This window comes from Neptunomonas sp., from assembly GCF_041601355.1.
Taxonomy (GTDB): Bacteria; Pseudomonadota; Gammaproteobacteria; order Pseudomonadales; family Balneatricaceae; genus Neptunomonas.
This window is the reverse complement of sequence record NZ_JBFIIH010000069.1, coordinates 1-21,183: the sequence shown is the minus strand read 5'-3', so window position 1 is coordinate 21,183 and position 21,183 is coordinate 1. Positions and strand designations below refer to the sequence as shown.

9 protein-coding genes and 1 pseudogene are annotated in these 21,183 nt (G+C 46.7%); 7 read left to right on the top strand and 3 right to left on the bottom strand.

Going from position 1 to position 21,183, the window contains the following annotated elements; all coding sequences use genetic code 11:
- On the bottom strand, window positions 1–935 hold a 935-nt coding region (locus ABY436_RS11920), incomplete at its 3' end, for an EDSAP-1 family PEP-CTERM protein (RefSeq protein ID WP_372739191.1).
- A gap of 810 nt (window positions 936–1,745) precedes the next feature.
- On the opposite strand from ABY436_RS11920, the gene ABY436_RS11915 reads away from it, so the two are divergent.
- Complete coding sequence (locus ABY436_RS11915; protein ID WP_372739190.1) at window positions 1,746–2,381, top strand: hypothetical protein; 636 nt, start codon at window positions 1,746–1,748, stop codon at window positions 2,379–2,381.
- A gap of 69 nt (window positions 2,382–2,450) precedes the next feature.
- Here ABY436_RS11915 and ABY436_RS11910 read toward each other — a convergent pair whose 3' ends face one another.
- Window positions 2,451–3,200, bottom strand: coding sequence for a PEP-CTERM/exosortase system-associated acyltransferase (locus ABY436_RS11910; RefSeq protein WP_372739189.1), 750 nt, complete (start codon window positions 3,198–3,200; stop codon window positions 2,451–2,453).
- Between the two features lie 864 nt (window positions 3,201–4,064).
- Between ABY436_RS11910 and ABY436_RS11905 the strand changes: the two genes are divergently transcribed.
- The 3 genes from ABY436_RS11905 (at window position 4,065) to ABY436_RS11895 (ending at window position 10,136) form a co-directional block, all read left to right on the top strand.
- Complete coding sequence (locus ABY436_RS11905; protein WP_372739188.1) at window positions 4,065–7,577, top strand: indolepyruvate ferredoxin oxidoreductase family protein; 3,513 nt, start codon at window positions 4,065–4,067, stop codon at window positions 7,575–7,577.
- A 34-nt stretch (window positions 7,578–7,611) separates the two neighbouring features.
- Window positions 7,612–8,676, top strand: a complete 1,065-nt coding sequence (locus ABY436_RS11900; RefSeq protein ID WP_372739187.1) for a Leu/Phe/Val dehydrogenase — start codon at window positions 7,612–7,614, stop codon at window positions 8,674–8,676.
- Between the two features lie 113 nt (window positions 8,677–8,789).
- A complete protein-coding gene (locus ABY436_RS11895; RefSeq protein WP_372739192.1) occupies window positions 8,790–10,136 on the top strand; it encodes a sodium-dependent transporter in 1,347 nt (448 codons plus the stop codon).
- Window positions 10,137–10,267: 131 nt separating this feature from the next.
- On the opposite strand, the gene ABY436_RS11890 is transcribed toward ABY436_RS11895, so the two are convergent.
- Window positions 10,268–11,839 carry a hypothetical protein gene (locus tag ABY436_RS11890; RefSeq protein WP_372739186.1) on the bottom strand — a complete coding sequence of 524 codons (1,572 nt, stop codon included), beginning with the start codon at window positions 11,837–11,839 and terminating at the stop codon, window positions 10,268–10,270.
- A gap of 275 nt (window positions 11,840–12,114) precedes the next feature.
- Here ABY436_RS11890 and ABY436_RS11885 point away from each other — a divergent pair, with 275 nt between their 5' ends.
- From ABY436_RS11885 to ABY436_RS11875, 3 genes and pseudogenes are all read left to right on the top strand, one after another.
- A complete protein-coding gene (locus ABY436_RS11885; protein WP_372739185.1) occupies window positions 12,115–19,605 on the top strand; it encodes an SDR family NAD(P)-dependent oxidoreductase in 7,491 nt (2,496 codons plus the stop codon).
- Entirely contained in the window at window positions 19,602–20,924 is a 1,323-nt protein-coding gene (locus tag ABY436_RS11880; RefSeq protein ID WP_372739184.1) for an aminotransferase class I/II-fold pyridoxal phosphate-dependent enzyme, read from the top strand. Before ABY436_RS11885 ends, ABY436_RS11880 begins: the two co-directional genes overlap by 4 nt.
- A gap of 28 nt (window positions 20,925–20,952) precedes the next feature.
- Window positions 20,953–21,183 (top strand): annotated as a pseudogene (locus tag ABY436_RS11875) (capsule biosynthesis protein CapA); the annotation flags it as partial.

The following is a 21,183-nucleotide window of genomic DNA, read 5'->3' as shown; positions in this document are numbered from 1 at the left end:
CTCAAACGCGCCGCACTTACTCCCAACAGCCCTAAAGCGAACAGAGCCAAACTTGCTGGCTCTGGCACTTTTTGTGCGTCAAAATCTATGAAAGCACCTTGTGCTATAGTTAGCTGATAATTACTAGCCCCACTGAGCAGGCCTGTGGTCGCTGAAAAAGGCTGCGGATTACCACCGGGTAGAGTGTATACTTTCGGGCCACCCTCAACCAACTGTGCGATACTGGTGTTAAGCGCACCGGGAGAAAAAGTGAACACAGGATCAGCACTAGCATCAAGCCCAAGATCTCTAATCGTGATGGAGAAATCTATCGAAGCGAAGGTATCAAATTCATCCTGATGCAACAACACCTCCATTATCGCAGTAGCATCGAATTCGAAAGTAATAGTATCGTCACCCAGCAAGCTAAAACTAAAGTCGGTAGCTGTTCCTACCTTAGAGGTAGCTGTCCCAGCATCAGTAACATTTGTTTGCCCTTCAGCCAACGCATCGGCAGTGGCTGAGTTCACTAGTATCCCATTCCCGATATCGGTGATTACTGCACCGAGCAATTGAGTATCGGATCGGGCAAAACTAGTACCCGCTGCCGGTGAAGCTTGTTGGACATAATTATCTTCTCCGAAACCAGCACACCCTGTACCAACACAAGAGACATTATCATCAAGGTTTCCACCGCCAGCAGTAGCGTCAAGTGTGTTATTTAGTGCCGCTCCATTTACACTGGTGATAGCGGAGGTAGAAGAAGAATCGCTGATGTCCAAAAGATCAAAATCGGCCGCATCGTACTGGTCTCCGTTCCCATTAAAGATTTGTAAGCCAGTAATCTGCATATATGAAAACGCCTTAGCACCAGCACTTGCCGTGCCTACCATACCAACAGTCAAGGTCGCAGCAGCGACAGCCGTTACGAGAGTTTTTTTGAATAAAGTTTTCATTTTAAATCTCCATTATTTATTAAAATAAATCTTTGCTTAATTTTTTAATGTAACTTCTTAATTACATTTTCTAACACTTGTTTTAATGCAGTTAACATACCAAATAAATAATATAAATATTTTACAAAGAGTTAATTAATTGCATTAAAACTTATAACAAACAAGTGTAAAATTTTCTGACATTGAATAATTCAAAGTAAATAAAACGATATTTTTATCAACCCAATTTATACTCAAAAACATCAAAATTTAAACTATAAATATCAAATTAATAAGTTTAAATATCAAAATTTTAAGTATAAATATTTTGAGAAATATTAAATAAAAAAAATCTTAAAATTAAACCCAGCAGCAATATAAAAAGAATAAATAACGTATTTTCTAATGATATTTTTAGTAAGTCTCTAATACGCTTTTTACTTAACTCTCTTATCCACCGAGCTGTCTGCTTGTTAACTACCTGTTTCATAAATATTTCTTAAGCATATGCTCCGAATAACGCCAACTGTCGCAAAAAAAAGACAAGTTAAGCCATTGAATTATATGAAAAATATTATCTGATTCTGTTAGTCATTACTGATTTGCGACAGTAACAGGCTAACCTTTGCTGAGCTTGCCAGGGAGATCATTAAATTTTCTTCCAACTAACTGATTTTTATATATATTCAATATTCAGGCACGGCAAATGCTATAGATAGATAGATAGATAAAATCTTACTGGACGCATCTACTACTCTACCGGCTTCAACAACATACGGCATCCAGCTCATAATATTTCTAAGTTTTAGATAAACATATCGAGGAACCATCATGTCGAATATCCACTTTGAACTCACGAAAAATCCTCAGCACCTGAACGATTATTACAAAATTCGTGAAGAATGTTTTCGAACCGATTTGTTATTGACTGCCTTTGACGGATCAGAAGACCAGCATGATAAGGAAGGGTATATTTTAATAGCCAGAGATGGTGACCGCTGTATCGGCGGCGCAAGAATTAATGGTTGCAGCCCCAACGCAAACACACGTTTACCCATAGAAAATGATGATTTTATTATTAAGGATTTATTCCCTGATTTATCACTTGAAAAACACGCTTATTGCCAATGGACACGATTGGCTCTGCTACCTGAATACCGGACAATGGATACGGTGCGGGATCTTTGCCTCGCCTTGCCAAAAGCAAGCGCACAACTCGGTTTCAAATACGCGTTTAATGTTGCTGGTTCAGCGCGCGCCCGGCTGTATCGCCGCATGCTTGCCTCAGATGGTATTAAGTATAAAATTTGTAACCATGTAACGATTCCAGCCGAACCAGGTTTTAAAGACCTCGAGCATCTTCTTTCTATTGCGATACTTGAAAAACGCCCAGCGCAGATCTCAGCAATCAAGCAAAATCTCATGAAAAACATCACCTTCGCTGAATCAACAAGAATGGTAGCCTAACGTTTAAGCACTGAGCACACAGCCATGGAAGGCGCATAACGCCCCCAACACAATGCTTCACTATCTGATTTATTTTGGTTCTTTTATTTGTTGCTGCATTCTTGCGTGAACCATCTGGTAGAATTCCAAAATCTCCGGGTTAAAATATTTCGTCAGATTTTCCATTTCCAGATAAAATAATCCCCTTAAGCCATGGTAGTCTATCTGCTCTCCCCCTTTTTCAAAGACAATACCATAGCGACGAAGGTGACGACTTAATCGGGGCTCCATCATGACGAAAACAAACTCGATGCCCAATAAATCTGCATAGGCAAGAGATGATAAATATAAGCCAACCGCAATATTTGGAAAGTGACGCCGTTCTTCTTGTCGATGCTTAGCATTCCTGCTTTGTTCCTCGTCATCGCTAGAAAACGAATCAATTTCATCATTTTTACGTTTTCGATAATCCGCCGGTACCGCCAGCCTCGAAATCTCTCCGATCTTGGATCGATTAAGCAGGGAAGGGTCTATAATAGTTTCATCAATAGCCGCTTTGCAGTTATCTTCGAATGGCAGCTGATTTGTTTTTGATGCAGTTACCAAACGAACGCATCCAGCAAATTTTTGGGTTCGTCGATGTTCGAGCAAGCAATGTACAGAATGCTCATCATAGATATCCTTTTCCTCATCCACAGGGCAATTTTGTTCCCACCCTAATTCCGCACAATAAACATCATATCTAATCTTATAGACAGTTGCTTTTAAGGCTTCAATATCTGCCAAACGTATATCAAAGTATTTGTTAAAATTTTGTGCTACAGAATTATTATTTTTCATTAGATCACGCCTCTCGTATTTTTCCCAAAAATGTCGAGTAGATTATCTATACTCCCGGTCATCTAATTTAAAAACAACACTTTTGATACAAAAAATTGATAGAAAACCGTTTTAGTTAATACAACTATTAATCGTTATTAATTGCCAAGATAATAGCACGCAAGAGACAACATGAATTAATAGCATGCAAGAGAAACAGGTATCAAGTCGCTTTCTATAAACAGGCCGCTTAAATTTAAGTCAAATAAATTTAAGCGGCCTGTTTATTCATCGTTTTACTTACTCCGACGACTCCGCTAACTAATAAATACAATCTGGTTTAATATCATTCCTCCCGAATTAACAACAACCGCTTTCAATAGAAAAACTGGCACTTTAGAAACAGCAAAGGTTACCCCCACCCCCACCCTGTATCTTTTAGCTTGTCCGGCTTACATAGCTATTGACCTTGATTAAAAGATAACCTATCTTTGCAGGCTATGCTCCACAAGAGCAGTCATAACCTATCTGCCTAAAAGGCGGATAAAAAGACCGGACAAAGCCCGGATAAAAATAACAAATTGCAAAACATTACTGAGATCCAGTATTTGTTTGAGGTATACCCAATGACAGCCCTACCGCATCGTATTTCCAGCTATTCTCGAATAAATTCAATTCTTATACGGTTTTCTTAACGCCTGCTGTTTGCAGTTTTTGATCGTTTCTTTATTTAATTTTGCCTTTAACAAGGCTGAGAAACATCGCCTGCCAATACAGTCGTTAATCACTCAGACACGGCTTGCTGTTCATCAATCAAGTCTTCTGGCAAGTGGTACCGATCAGCATTGACGTGATGTTTCCCGAGAATAGAACGGGAGTAGCTCCATGAAAGATGTATCTCTTAATGACAAGTGGGAATTAGACTCTGGACGCGTGTACCTGACAGGCAGCCAAGCTCTGGCACGACTGCCTATGTTGCAAGCACAACGCGACAAACTTGACGGCTTAAATACCGCTGGTTTCATTTCAGGCTATCGTGGATCTCCGTTAGGCGGATTTGACAAAACCCTGTGGCAGGCAAAAAAATACCTGGCGACGCATAATATTTTCTTTCAGCCGGGTATTAATGAAGACCTGGGCGCGACATCGGTTTGGGGTTCCCAGCAGGTTAATGTATTTGAAGGTGCAAAATACGATGGCGTTTTCGGCCTCTGGTACGGCAAAGGCCCGGGAGTGGATCGCACCGGTGATGTATTAAAACACGCCAATGCATTTGGTTCGTCTAAGTTTGGTGGTGTATTGGCGGTAGCCGGTGATGACCATGCATGCAAGTCATCTACCCTTCCCCATCAAAGCGATTACGCCTTCGTGGATGCGATGATACCGGTGCTATATCCGTCCGGCATTCAGGAAATGCTCGACTTCGGCATTTATGGTTGGGCAATGTCCCGCTATAGCGGTTGCTGGGTAGGCTTCAAAACACTGGCAGAACTACTCGACTCATCTATTTCAGCCGATCTGAACCTGGAACGGATTAAAATAGAGATCCCGTCTGACTTTGAACTGCCCAGCGAAGGGATTAATGCTCGCTGGCCCGATAAGCCGATGCAGCAAGAAGCTCGCCTGCATACCTACAAATTAAAAGCAGCCGAAGCCTTCTGTCGTGCCAACAAGCTGGACAAAACCATTATTGACAGCCCCAAAGCACGTTTAGGCAAGGCACGTTTAGGCATTGTCACCACCGGCAAATCCTATATGGATGTGCTGCAAGCACTGGATGATTTAGGTATCACTCTCGACATGGCCAGCGAGCTGGGTATCAAGCTGTATAAAGTCGGCATGGTATGGCCACTGGAGCCGGTAGGCATTCGTGAATTTGCCAAAGACACACCCGAGCTATTATTAGTCGAGGAAAAACGCGGCATTATTGAAGACCAGATCAAAGATTATCTGTATAGCTGGCAGGACGATGCACGCCCACGCATCGTTGGTAAACGGGACGAGAATGGAAATGAGCTGCTAACCACATTAGGTGAACTAACACCGGCGATGATTGCCCGCGCCATTGCCTCCCGAATCGCACCCTTCTATCAGAGCGAGCAGGTCGCGGCCCGCTTAGCCTTCCTATGCGCTAAAGAAGCAGAGTTAGCACAACCCCGCTCTCTGGTTGAGCGAACGCCTCATTTTTGCTCCGGTTGCCCGCATAATACCTCAACGGTTGTACCCGAAGGCAGCAAAGCGCTGGGCGGTATCGGCTGCCATTACATGGCAACCTGGATGGACCGTGGCACCGAAACCTTCACACAAATGGGTGGCGAAGGCGCAACCTGGATCGGCCAGGCTCCTTTCACTAATAATAAACATGTATTTCAAAACTTAGGTGACGGCACCTATTTCCATTCAGGCTTATTGGCGATCCGTGCAGCGATTGCTTCAGGCGTGAACATCACTTACAAAATCCTCTATAACGATGCGGTTGCCATGACCGGCGGACAACCCCTTGACGGTACACTGACCGTTCAACAGATCACCCATCAGCTATTCGGTGAAGGTATACGTCGACTGGCCATTGTCAGCGATGAGCCTTACAAATACCCAAGCCGCGCTGATTTCGCCGATGGTGTGACTTTCCACCACCGTGATGATCTGGACGCTGTACAACGCGAGCTACGCGACACTAAAGGCTGTACCGCACTCATCTATGACCAGACCTGCGCTGCTGAAAAACGCCGTCGTCGCAAACGCGGTCAGATGCCTGATCCGGATAAGCGCGTCGTCATTAACAGTGAAGTATGCGAAGGTTGTGGCGATTGCGGTGTGCAATCGAACTGTTTATCAGTTTTACCCAAAGCCACCGAGCGCGGTCGCAAGCGCCAGATTGATCAATCATCTTGTAATAAGGACTTCAGCTGCATCCGTGGTTTTTGTCCAAGCTTTGTTACCGTTAAAGGCGGCACTTTGCGCAAAGCCGCGGGGCTTGATGCAACACCGCCGTCAAACGGACTACCGGAACCTGTTGCCGCTGATATCAGCCAACCCTACAACATCTTACTCACCGGTGTCGGCGGAACAGGTGTGGTTACTGTTAGCGCATTACTCGGCATGGCAGGCCACCTGGAAGAAAAAGGCGTAGGCGTACTTGATCAGATCGGCCTTGCTCAAAAATTTGGTGCGGTAATGAGTCATATCCGTATCGCTCCGACGCAAGAGCAATTACATACCGTACGTATTCCTGCGGGCGAAACAGACCTGTTAATCGGTTTTGACCTGATGGTCGGTGCCAGTGAAGAAGCGCTTGGCAAGCTCGATGGAAAACGCAGTTTTGCCATCATTAACAACCATGACACTATGCCAGCCGCCTTTACACGCAATCCTGATCTGCAGGTTCCAAACGAAGAGATGCAGGCGATTATTGAAGCGACAGCAAGAAAAGATGGCACCTTCTGTTTTGATGCGACCCAACTAGCAACCGACCTGATGGGTGACGGTATGGCAGTCAACCTGTTTACGGTGGGTTATGCCTGCCAGAAAGGCCTGCTTCCTTTGCACAGAGAGTCAATCGAACAAGCAATCAAGCTGAACGGCGCATCCGTTGAAACCAACCTCAAAGCATTTTTATGGGGACGTTGTGCAGCGCATAATATGCAACAGGTTGTCCAGACAGTACATCCGGAACCGTCTTTACAAACCGTTCGCATGTTGCCTTCACTTGACGAACAAATTGCGATTGAAATGAAGCATCTCACCGAATACCAAAGTGCAGCTCTGGCACAGCGTTATCATAAGCGGGTTGAGCAGTTTCGCGGCGTTGAAAAAGATAACACCAGAAAATCTCATATCAGTCGCGCCATCGCTGAAAATTACAGTAAAGTACTGGCGTACAAGGATGAATATGAAGTGGCTCGCCAGCTCACTTCTGAAACATTCCGCCAGCAACTGTCAGATCAGTTTGAAGGTGAGTTTGAGCTGGAGTTCAACCTTGCTCCACCGCTGCTCGCCCGCAAAGATAAACACACGGGTCGGCCACGTAAACGCACCTTCAGCCAAAAAATACTTCCGGTATTTCGCTTGCTGGCAAAAATGAAGACGCTGCGCGGCACACCGTTCGACATTTTCAGCTGGAGTGAAGACCGTAAGCTGGAAAAACAGATCATCCGTGACTACGAAGCTGACATGACTCTCATTGAAAAGGCATTGAGTGCAGATAATGGCAGCAACTTCGACCAGAGTACCTACAGCACAGCGCAGCAGTTGGCAGAAATACCTGCCACAATTCGCGGCTATGGTCCGGTAAAAGAAGCAAATTTTCATAAAGCCCGGGAGAAACGCCTGATGCTACGCGACCAATTACAGACAGCTACAGCGACCATTCCGGAATTCGCTGTGGGCCAGGCTTAATTACGCAGATAAATTAAAAGATAACGAGGTTAATATGTCAGTTTTTAGTCACCCTGAATTTAATCAGCACGAACAGGTTAACTTTTTTCACGATGAAGCCACAGGCCTGAAAGCTATTGTGGCCATACATAACTCTAATCGCGGCCCGGCACTGGGCGGCTGCCGCATGTGGAATTATGCCAGCGATGAAGATGCACTCACCGATGCGTTGCGCCTTTCCAAAGGCATGACCTATAAATCAGCTTTAGCCAATCTTGATCTGGGCGGCGGCAAATCCGTTATTATCGGCGACCCTCGTCAGCATAAAACCGAAGCGCTTCTGGAGATGATGGGACGTTGTCTGGAAAGCCTGAGTGGCCGATACATTGCGGCGGAAGATTCAGGCACCAGTGTTGCAGATCTCAAAGTAATGGGGCGGCATACTCAGTATGTCGCCGGTATCACCGAGCATACAGGGATCGACGGCCAGCCATCCAATGGTGACCCGTCTCCTGCAACTGCCTACGGAACCTTTATCGGCCTTAAAGCCGCGGTAAAGCATCGATTAGGGCGAGATGATCTGAACGGTTTATCGGTTGCTATCCAAGGGGTTGGCAATGTGGGTTATCGATTAGCAGAGCACTTGAGAGCAGCGGGCGCAAAGCTTTATGTAACCGATATACATCAGGATCAGGTAGATAAAGCCGTCAACTTATTAGGTGCGACAGCCGTTCAGGCAGATGAAATCCTGAGCCTGGACGTCGATATACTCGCCCCCTGTGCTCTGGGTGCAATTCTAAACGACGACAGCATTCCAGCCATCAAAGCCACGGTCATTGCCGGCGCGGCTAATAATCAGCTTGCCAGCGCCCGACACGACCTGATGCTGAAAGAACGCGGAATTTTGTATGCTCCGGATTTTGCTATTAATGCAGGCGGCATTATCGATATTTTCTACGATCGTGTCGGCCACTCACCGGAAAAAGTATCGCGCCATATCGAAACCATCGCAGAAACACTCGATGAGATCTTCCGTCGCAGTGACGCGACCGGCACTCCTTGCGGCATGATCGCCAATACACTGGCTGAAGAGCGCTTCCTGAAGAAGATAACGGTATAAAAAATAATCTACACAAAAGTAGAATAAGAATAAATGGAGATGTACTCGTGACTCAAACTAGTCAAACTTACACGGAAGACGCTTCTGTTGCTGAAGCACGTAAAGATCATCCGATGTGGTCCTCCCGCTTTGCCTTTATTCTGGCAGCCAGCGGATCCGCTGTCGGATTAGGTAATATCTGGAAGTTTCCTTACATCACAGGCGAAAATGGTGGCGGCGCCTTTGTGATTGTTTATCTGTTATGTATCGCCCTGATCGGTCTTCCGATTATGATTGCAGAAGTCACGATCGGCCGTCGGGGTGGCCGCAGCCCAATTAACTCGCTACGCATGCTAACCCACCGAGATGGATTATCATCACGCTGGACATGGATTGGCTGGATGGGTATCACTGCTTCTTTTTTAATTCTCTCCTTCTATTCTGTAATCGGTGGCTGGGCTTTAGCTTACGTGGGTCAATCCGCCAGCGGTGCTTTCTCCGGTGGCAATGCTGACAGTATTGGCGCTCTGTTTGGCGGACTGCTGGCTGATCCCTGGACACTGCTGGTATGGCACTCTGTTTTCATGGCGCTGGTCATCTTTATTGTTGCCCGCGGGATTCGCTCAGGTATGGAAAAAGCAATCAATATTCTGATGCCCCTGCTGTTTCTATTACTGTTAGTAATGGTGGGTTATGCAATGACTAGCGGCGAGTTCTCTCAGGGGTTTGCTTTCCTGTTTCAGCCTGATTTCTCAAAGCTGACAACCGCAGGTATCTTAACGGCTTTGGGGCATGCATTTTTTACACTGAGCTTAGGCATGGGTGTCATGATGGCGTACGGCTCTTACCTGCCCAAAAATGTCTCTATAGTTAAAACAGCTGTTGCTGTTTCTGTTGTAGACACTGCAGTTGCTTTACTCGCTGGTCTGGCAATATTCCCGCTGGTTTTTGCCAACGGCCTTGAGCCAGGTTCAGGTCCGGGCCTTATCTTTCAGACACTACCCATGGCATTCGGCCAGATGACAGGGGGCGTATTGTTCGGATCGCTGTTTTTTGGACTCTTAGTCATCGCAGCAGTTACATCGGCTATCTCTTTACTGGAGCCTGTCGTCGAATGGCTGGAAGAGCACAAAGGGATCAGTCGCTTATCAGGCACATTAATGGGCGGCATCTCAATCTGGTTACTGGGTTTGCTGACCATCCTGTCTTTTAACGAATGGTCAAACGTTTACCCGCTCTCTTTTATTTCAGCTTTTGAGAGTAAAACCTTCTTTGATCTGCTTGATTATGTAACCGCCAATTTGATGATGCCATTAGGCGGCCTGTTCATCGCGATTTTTGTCGGTTGGTTTATGAACAAACAAGCGGTCGAAAACCAGTTGGACCTGAGCAACGATGTTGCCTTCAGCCTCTTTATGTTCGTGTTACGCTTTATCACACCTGCCGCCGTTTTGGTCGTGTTCATCAACAACCTGCTGTAGCCGATGTAGCAGAGCCACTTAATAAATGTAGCAGAGCCACCTACTGCTAGAAGCACTCACAGAAAAGGGGCCGTAAAGGCCCCTTGATTATTCTTTGTTATTTGTCTTTTGTTGATTAACCAATCCGCAACTCAGGGACTAATAGTATAGCTACCGCGTAAATCACCAAAAGTACGGATCCAGTAACCGGCTTTCTGCACGGCGTCGGGTAACGTTTTAGCCACCTGTTTACTTGTCCGGTTATTAGGGTACTTACCGTAAAGCAGGATATAACGATACTCACCATCCTTCAGTGCATGAATGTAGTAGGCATCATGATCAAGATTGTGGCTCTTTATATATTTAAAAATCCCGTCCAGATGTGTTGATTGCACTAACTGTATGGTATATCGCATGTTCGGCTGCTTATTGATCCAACCGGCATCACGTGCATAATTATGAGAATCCGCGCTGCCACTGTTTGAAACCCGTTTGGCCTTTTCAGATGCCCGTTGTGATGCTGCCTCCTTTTGTTGATTTGCCTGCTCATTCTGCAGTTGAGCCTCCTGCTCTCTCTGCTGCTGATTCTCCTCGTCAATAGCATTATTAGCTGCTACAACCAACTGATCTTCAAGCGCTTGCTGATCCGCTACAGACAGTCGATTCGCAGATTCAACCACGCTTATGTCAGGTACAGAAACACTCGTGTCAGATTCTTTCATGTCAGAAATGACCGACTTAACATCCACCGGATGACTATTAGCCTGACGAGCAACAGCTGGGGATACGGATACAGAAAGAGGTATCACTTCTTCTGACTGATCATTGACGTCCACCGCTTGCGATGTCGTTACAATCACCTCAGAAGGGGCTGATGCATTCCCCCCGCCCGTATTGGGCAGTGAGGGTAAGATTGATAAAAATCTTTGTAATAGGCTACTGCTCTTTTGTAACTCTTTTTCTAACTCTTTCTCTGCTTCTATCTGCGCTTCTTTCTGAAAAGAAGATTGCGGCTCAATGCTTACTACCGATCTTTCTGCAACGACAGGCTGACTCGACTGATAGGTCGATTGATAAGTTGATTGAGAAGCTGATTGAGAGATCGGTTCAAATACCCCCGGATCCTGTTTTACCTGTATACGAGTCAAGAGTTCCTTGCTTTTCTCAAACCCGGCAGCAACACCTGATTCCGACAGCTCCTGCGCTTTACGATAATTCTGCGCAACGCCCATTCCATAGTAATACAACTCTGCAAGACGATGATTTGCATAAAGATTCCCTCCGTCAGCGGCACGTTTAAACAGAACAGCACTGCGGGCTGCATCGGTGTCCACCAGCAAAATACCCAGAGCTAACTCAGCATCATGACTGCCATTATTTGCCGCACGATTTAACCACGCCAAGCCGGCTGATACATTTCGCTGACTACCTTTACCTTCTAATAAAAATAAAGCTATTTTCAGCTGCGCTGCAGGGCTGTTTTGCATAGCCGCATTACAATACCACTCAAAAGCCTGGCTATTATCCTGACTGACACCTTCACCAAACTCATAATTTTGACCTAACCGCATACTAGCAACCAAATCAACAGACGCGACAATGCTCATGCTGTTATCAGCACGACAACTCAATGGTTTGGTTTGATCAGAAGCCGTTGATAAATTACTGGAGCACGCCATCAGCGCGCTGAACAAGAGAACACTCGTTTTGAATGATGACTGCACTGCGTTCTATTCCATTTCCACTCGAATACTCGGAGAAAAACTTATATGCGCCAATCCTACAGCGAGACGATTTACATGGCTACAACCGTCAGAGTAAAAGCGCATAAGTAATTCCTTATATTAACAGTTAAGGACAGAATAGGCTGAAACACAACGTCACACAGCGCCTTAGCCTTAAAAAACTCTTGGGCCATACTCAAAAACGGCTGAATAAATAACTGACTTTGCGTAGAATAGTGTCAGATTTTTTTACTATAGAGTACGAGCTGAGATTTATGGAAAAGCGCATTGCTATTATTGGAACTTCATTTAGGTTTCCTGGCTCACCGGACAACACCTTATGGAAGAACCTTTTAGACAACAAGGATTTGGTCACCCATGTAGAAGATGGCCGTTGGTCCTTTGATGCGTATCAGCACCCTGACAAGAAACACCCAGGCACCAGTTACACATTCGCAGCAGGATCTATCGGTGATGTCTCTGGCTTTGATGCAGGTTTTTTTGGTATTTCTCCGCGTGAAGCTGCCCTTATCGACCCTCAACAAAGAATCCTGCTTGAACTTGCGTGGGAAGCAATCGAAAGCACAGGAAGAGCTCCCTCAAGTTTAAGGGGCAGTGACTGCGGTGTTTTTATCGGCATTTCCGGATCTGACTACGCCTTCCGCTTCGCTGAAGACCTGACAATTGGCGATTCCTCTATCTCTACGGGTAACACTTCCAGTATTGCTGCCAATCGTATTTCATATCAATTTGACCTGCATGGCCCGAGCCTTGCCATTGATACCGCATGCTCCTCATCGATGGTCGCTTTTCATCAGGCGTGCCAGGCTATTCGCACCGGCGAAATACAACAAGCACTGACCGGCGGCATATGTCTGCATCTTCACCCATATGGTTTCATCGCTTTTGCAAAGGCGACCATGCTGTCACCTAAAGGCAGATGCCAGGTTTTTGATGAAGCCGGTGATGGTTATGTTCGATCTGAAGGCGGCGGCCTTTTCTTTATTAAAGATTATGACGCGGCTATCCGCGATGGTGACACTGTACTGGCGATCGTAGCCGGTTCAGCGGTTAACACAGATGGCTATAAATCAGGATTAACGCTACCTAACCCTGATGCTCAGGCAAGTCTACTGGAAGCCACATACAGAAAAGCTGGCGTTTCGGCCGATCAGATTGATTATCTCGAAGCACACGGTACTGGCACGGCAGTGGGTGATCCGATAGAAACCCGCGCCATCAGCAACGCACTAGGCATACACCGCAGTACACCACTGCCTATTGGTTCTGTAAAAAGCAATGTCGGTCATATGGAAACGGCATCAGGGGTAGCGGGTCTGGCCAAAGCGCTGTATTCATTACAGCATCGAATGGTTCCGGCAACGATCAGCATGAAAAACCCCAACCCTAATATCCATTTTGATGAATGGAATATCCGGGTTGTTACGCAGAACATGCCATTACCGCAAACCGGCACATTGACCATAGGCGTTAACTCATTTGGTTTTGGTGGCGCTAACGCGCACGTTATATTACAGACGCCACCACCATTAGCGGTAAGCAAACCTGATGAGTCTTTACTTGAAAACACTCATTCGTTGCCCTTAATTATAAGCGGCCGTGATACCCAGGCACTGCACAGCAGCGTTAAACAGACAATTTCACTGCTGAAATCAACAGACACCACATTTTATGATCTGGCGTATCACTACTTTTTCCGTAAAGAGCGTCACCCAATTGCACACGCCATCTGGGCTGATAGTAAAGAAACCGCACTGGGTGAATTACAATCATTGCTAACAGAAGAAACGCCCGCTATCCACTTGGACAAACCGAAATCTGATATCGCATTTGTCTATTCAGGTAATGGCTGCCAATGGGAAACCATGGGGCGTACATTGCTGGACTCTTCAGTAGTTTTCCGCGATACCATTAAAACAATCGATGCCATTTTCGAACCACTGGCAGGTTTTTCACTGCAAGATGAACTGGCAGGAAAGAACGGAAGCAACCGTTTCTCGCAAACAGAAATTGCTCAACCTGCCTTATTTGCTCTTCAGGTAGGCTTAACCGAGATATTCAGAGCCCGGCATATTTTACCCAAGGTAGTCACGGGTCATAGTGTCGGCGAAGTGGCTGCTGCCTGGGCGTGTGGCGCACTGACACTCACTGATGCCATTCATGTTATTTACTATCGCAGTAAGTATCAGGGACTTACAGCGGGACGCGGGCAAATGACCGCCGTTGGCTTAGATGCTGACACCACGCTAGCCTTGATAAATGAGCATAAACTTGAACGGATAGAACTGGCCGGCATCAATAGCTATCGAGGCGTCACGGTTGCTGGCGATCCCGAACAACTGTCACTGTTAGAAGCAGCGCTCAAAACACAAGGTGCTTTTGTGCGTCGTTTGCCGCTCAACTATGCCTTTCATAGTTCTGCTATGGATAGCATTGAAAGCCAGGTAACGGACAGCCTGGCGTCTATTCAGGCGGGTAATAGCACCCTTCCCTTCTTTTCAACGGTAACCGGAGCTGAGCTTTCAGGCACAGAATTAAAGGCTCGTTACTGGTGGGACAACATCAGAAAACCCGTACAGTTCCAGCCCGCTATTGACGCCTTGATCTCACAAGGCATCACAACTTTTATCGAAATCGCGGCGCACCCGGTCCTTAAAAGCTACCTGAATGATGAGCTGAAAAATACCGGACATGAAGGATTAGTACTCGCCACCGTCACTAAAAATAACGACTCTCTGAAAAATATAGAGAGAACATTAGCCAACGTTATTCTGGCAGCATCGCCGAATCAGGCCACTGAAATAGCACAACTATTTCCTGTCACCGGAACCCCGGTGAGTCTTCCTGCATACCCTTGGCAGAGAGAACGTTTCTGGCATAAGACAACGGCTGAAGCCAGCGGCATGCTAACCCGCGAATTACAACACCCATTGCTCGGATTTCCCGTAAAACAGATCGACAATACCTGGGAAAACACACTCGATACCGGCGCTCATCCCTGGCTGGCAGATCATGCGGTAGGCGATAACATTGTGTTTCCCGGTGCAGGATTCGCTGAAATACTATTTGCTGCTATTGATTTAACCACCAGCAAATCAAACACACCTAAAACGGTTATCGAACTTGAAGAGTTTGAGATTAAAACGCCGCTATTATTAGATGATAATAGCTGTAAAAAAATCCGAACCACGTTAAACCCTGAGACGGGACAGGTAACCATAAAGAGCCGCGAATATGTGACAGGCGAATCCTGGACACCCAATGCAAGCGGCCGCTACCTTAAAGCGCCAACAGAATTACATTTGTCAGAACAGGCGCCGGCTTTACCGGATAGCGATGCAGACTTTACTCTGGCCACACATCTTGAGTTAAACAAGGCAGCAGGCCTGAATTACGGCCCGGCTTTTCAGACCATAAGCCATGGTTGGGTCAGCCCCTCTGAAGTGCTGGCCGTGTTCGTGCCACAGCAACACCCTGAGTACACCCTGCACCCGGGACAACTCGACTGTGCGTTCCAACTGATCATCCACTTCCTCAAAGATCAGTTGGCAACCCATCAGGGGATTGCCTATGTGCCAACGAAAATTGGCCGTATATTTGTGCGCAGTGGTGAGTATAAATTACATACTGCCAAAGCCTGCTTACTGAAACGTTCGCCGCATTCAATTACCGCTTCTTTTTCGTTGTTTGATGAAAATGGCTTACAGATTGCAGCCCTTGATGAAGCACGCTTTAGAGCAGTACGCGTGAATAAAACCGCGGCTCAACGCGTCGACTTTATTGATTACCAGCTGACAGCAGTGCCTGATCGGGCATCCAACCCTGTTATCAAGGCGGATATAACAACGCTGTTTAGCAAAACACTGAGTGAAGCGTCATCTGCCAAATCGCAACAATACATGCAGGAAATAGAACCTCTGTTTGAAGCATTGAGCAGCGCTTTTGTCTATGAGACGCTTATCAAGCTTGAAAAGGAAAACAACTTAACATCGGCCTATAAAGAACAGCTAGGCCTTTCACACCCTGAAGCCGCCCACCTGTTTGCTTATATCATCCATTACGCGCTTGAGCGCGACATGATCACAGCCACAGATAACGCCTGGCAAGTGATAGCGCAAAACGATGAGGACATCATACCTTCTGATGTTATCTGGCAAATGATGGCGCGTGATTACCCGGATTACTTCTTTATCACTCAGACTCTGGGACGTTTTGGTTTACACCTTGAGTCAATACTAAGTGCGCAGCAGACGACAGAACAGTTAGGCTTTGGCATTGAAACCTATAGTCAGTTATTAGCAGCACGCCATAACTCATTGATCACACATCATATTAGCGAACAGTTATCCTCACTGATTGAGGCTCAAACCAATCAGCATCCAGGCCAACGCATTCGTATTCTTGAAGCGGCTATTGATGCCCCCGAGTTTGCCCGACAACTCTGCAGTAAGCTGGACTTTACCCGCAATGACTATACCTTTTGCAGCCTCAGCCAGGATGCTATTGAAAAAGCTGAGCACCTGCAGGAAGATTATCCCCTGCTCAACACTCAACAGTTATTGGACTTAGAGGCCAACACCTGCCTGCAGCATCAAATCGTTATTATTAACCTCAATGGTGCCTGCCAAAATAATCTTGGCATCTTCATGCGACACCTCGACATGATGATGGCCGATAACGCCTTAGTATTGCTGATCGCGCCGACGCCGGCAGACTGGATTGATGTGCTTATGTCAGGCAATGCAAACTGGTGGCCTGAACAAAACCGCCCGCAACACAGCGCGACAGAATGGGCTGAAATCTTTTCCGAATTCGGCTTACAAAACCTGCAGATCATCGAAAGCTATAATGATACGCCGGTCAGTGTCATGGCAGGACAGGCGCCAAGCAAAGCAAAAACCACAACCACAGCAGCAGCGCAGTCATGGCTAATTATGCATGACGAAGCCACGCCAGAGTGGCTGAACAGTACGGAAGCACACTTTGCTGAAGAAAAAATATCAGCTCAGCGCTACAGCAGCTCAACAAGTTCACTGCTGACAACAGACGAGTCTGAGCTACAGTCCTTATGGGATGAAAAGCAACATGACAACATTCTGTTCCTGTCAGGACTGCAACAGCAAAGCTGTTTCGAAGAACTGACAGCCCGATGCAAAGCATTAAATAAGCTATTCAATGCCGCCGAAAGAAGCAGCAACCCTGTAACACTATGGGTGGTGACTTACGGTGTAGCCAATACGTATCTTTGCGACGATCCCAATGCGCAATTTGACGAGCACATAACGGCTGACGATGCCGCCTTATGGGGCTTCGCCCGCACGCTGATGAATGAAGCAACACACGTTGAGATCCGCCTGGTCGATATTGCCCCACTCGCCATGTCAGAGGCTATTCTAAAAACGCTTCAAACAGAGCTGCTTAGCCCTAGCGTCGAAGCAGAGCTGTTTATTGATCAACAGGGCCGTCGTTATGCACCTCGTCTGAGAAAAGGCAAACTGATTAGTGAAGACGACAACCGCTCAGCAGACACGACAAAAAATGATTTTTATCTGGGATTTGAATTACCGGGTCAGTTAAAAAACCTGCACTGGTTCACAAAACCCACACCGCAGTTATCCGCTGCGGACATTCGGGTTGACGTGAAAGCAACCGGACTTAACTTCCGCGATATTATGTATACCCTCGGGTTACTCTCCGATGAAGCTATCGAAAACGGCTTCGCAGGACCCACACTGGGCTTTGAATTTGCGGGTATAGTCACGGAAGTCGGCAATGACGTACAAGATTACGCTGTAGGCGACTTAGTCGTTGGTTTTGGACCGGCCAGTTTCAGTAATTCGGTTATTACCCAAAGCAGTGCTATTGCAAATATACCGCAAGGGATCAGTTTTGAAGCCGCGGCTACTATCCCGAGTACGTTCTTTACCGTGTATTATGCGATGCACCATCTGGCACGCATAGAACCAGGGGAAAAAGTCCTGATTCACGGCGCAGCGGGGGGTGTCGGCATTGCCGCTATTCAGATCGCTCAATGGCTGGGTGCCGAGATCTATGCAACCGTTGGCTCTGATAGCAAGCGCGACTTCCTGCGTATGATGGGCGTCAAGCATATCTATGATTCACGCTCTCTGACCTTTGCCGAAGAGATCTTGCTGGTAACCGAAGAGCGCGGCGTTGATGTCGTACTCAACTCACTGGCAGGCGAAGCGATCAATCAGAACTTTCGGGTACTTAAACCTTTTGGCCGCTTCCTTGAGTTGGGCAAACGTGATTTCTATGAAAATACACACATAGGTTTACGTCCTTTCCGTAACAACATTAGCTATTTCGGTATTGATGCCGATCAGTTGATGCAGGAAAAACCGGTCCTCACCCACCGCTTATTCCAGGAGATGATGCAGCTCTTTAAGGATGGAACACTGTTTCCGCTGCCGTACACCCGCTTTGATGCTAACCAAATTGTTGATGCATTCCGTTTCATGCAACAAGCAAAACAAATTGGTAAAATCGTCGTCTCATACGAACAAGAAGTGCTAAGCAAAACACTGAATAAGACGAAGCCGAATAAACAGCAGCTTTCTTTATCCGGGCAGAGCTCATCTAACCAGGCCAGCTATCTGGTGACCGGTGGTTTAGGTGGTTTTGGCTTAAAAACAGCACAATGGTTAGTATCCAGGGGTGCCACACACCTGATACTTATCAGCCGTAGCGGTCCACGTTCAGATGAAGCAAAACAAGCACTGGCCGCCTTTAAAGAACAAGGTGTGACGGTTATGGCACAAGCCTGCGATGTCAGCGACCGTGATGCATTATCCAGCTTGCTCGCACTCGCCAGCCAACAGATGCCACCGATCAAAGGCGTGGTACATGCCGCTGCCGTGATTGAAGACAGCATCGCAAGCAACTTGAGCGCCGAACAGATTGATCGCGTGCTGACACCTAAAATAGCCGGTGCAAAATGGTTGGATGAACTGACAGATGAGCTCGATCTGGAGTTTTTTGTACTTTACTCCTCCGCCACAACCTTGCTGGGTAACCCTGGACAAAGTAGCTATGTTGCCGCCAACCATTGGCTTGAGGCATTAACAGCGAACCGCAGAAAACGAGGAAAAGTCGCCACCTGCCCTCGTTGGGGCGCGATAGACGATGTCGGTTTTCTTGCCCGTAATGAAAAAATCAAAGATGCGCTGCAAAGCCGTATCGGGGGACATGCCCTGGCATCTGATCTGGCACTGGAATCACTGGAACAGATGATCCTCAACGATGTAGGTAATATGGGCGTGCTTGAGTTTGACTGGGCACCCTTGAAGCGCTTCCTGCCAAGCTCTGACCAGGCAAAATTCCGCGAAATCGCGTTAAGCAGCCACGATAGCGATCACGAAGACGACAACCGTTTAGAGATAACCGAACTGCTGGCCATGAGTGATGCCGAGCTAACTGACACTATTTTAGATCTGCTAAGATCAAAACTAAGCCAGATCCTGATGATTTCAGAAGAAAAGCTGGATATAAACCGCTCAATGTACGATATGGGTCTGGATTCTTTAATGGGTGTCGAGCTGATGTCTGCCATTGAGTCACTCCTGGGTGTCACTATCTCCGTCATGGCACTGAGTGAAACCCCCACACTGTCAAAATTAAGTGAACGCCTGGTTGCACAACTGCGCGGGGAACATCAAGAAAGTGATGATATGACCAAACACATCACCAGCCAACACACGGCAAAGGAAGATCTTCCTGCATGACATCTTTAAATTTGGCAAAAAGCCTTAAGCAAAAGCTCATTCAGCAAACGCTGGAGAAAAAACTAAAGAAAGCTGAGTCTGAAGGCTGGAAGCCTACAACACAAAAAAACAGTAGCAGTGCTTTTAATAAACACTGCCAATTTGATCAGCATCCTGGTTACAAGCAGCTGCAGATAATAAAAAATGGCGCAAAAGCATTAGGTGTTCCCAGCCCTTTTTTTAAGATTCATCAAGGCGTTGCGGGAGCCACCAGCATCATTGATGACCACCAGGTTATCAACTTTGCCAGTTATAACTACCTGAACCTGTCCGGTCATCCTGAGGTTAACCAGGCCGCTGTCGATGCTATTCATCAATACGGCACCTCGGTCTCGGCCAGCCGGATTGTTTCTGGAGAGCGCCCGATCCATCAGGAATTGGAAGCAGCCTTTGCCGCCACCTATGAAGTCGAAGATGCGCTGGTCTACGTGAGCGGGCATGCTACCAACGTTTCAACCATCGGTTATCTCTTCGGCCCTAAAGACCTGATCATTCACGATGAATACATTCACAACAGTTCAGTGGTCGGCTCACAGTTATCGGGTGCGAAACGTATACCCTTTGCTCACAATGACCTGGATGCGCTGGAAAAAATACTGACAGAAAACAGGCATCAATTCGAACAAGTACTGATTGTTGTTGAAGGACTCTACAGTATGGATGGAGACTACCCGGACTTAGCCCGGTTAGTCGACATTAAGCAACAACATCATGCTTTCCTGATGGTCGATGAAGCACACTCATTTGGTGTTCTCGGGGCCAGCGGCAAAGGCCTGCGCGAAGAAGCTCATGTTGCAGGGAAAGATGTCGATATATGGATGGGCACATTAAGCAAAACATTATCAGGCTGCGGCGGATATATTGCCGGCAGTTCCGCTCTGATTGAAAATCTGCGCTACCTGTCACCGGGTTTCCTCTATAGCGTTGGTTTACCGGCGCCAACAGCCGCTGCTGCTCTGGCATCGCTGCAGATCATCCAGAAAGAACCACAACGAATTCAAAAACTTAAAAACATCTCTCAAAGCTTTATCAGACAAGCGAAAGCGATGGGGTTTAACACCGGCGACAGCGTCGGCATGGCAATTATTCCGATTATCCTCGGCAGTTCGGTCAAAGCAGCCAACGCCTCTGCCGCATTACTGGAAAAAGGGATTAATGTGCAACCCATTTTGTATCCGGCTGTTCCGGAAAGAAGTGCCAGACTGCGCTTTTTCCTGTCCTGTGAACATACAGAAGAACAGATCCAATTGACGCTAAACACACTCAAAACGCTTCTTTAATGTTTTTTTGACCAGGCTGAATTCTGCTTTGAAACAACGGACCTTCCTCTTTCTTCAAGGCCCGACGAGCCCATTTTTTTCTCGTCTTGCTGATAAAATCATCTCACAGGATGGCAAGGTCCTGCGGATAAATTTCAATGCCGGAGATTACGTCTACTGGAGAAACAAACCTGCCTGGAACTTTCGTGCAGATGCGGCGCAATTTCCGGAATACCTGGAAGATAAACTCAGCACACATGCCATTACCGATATCATCATG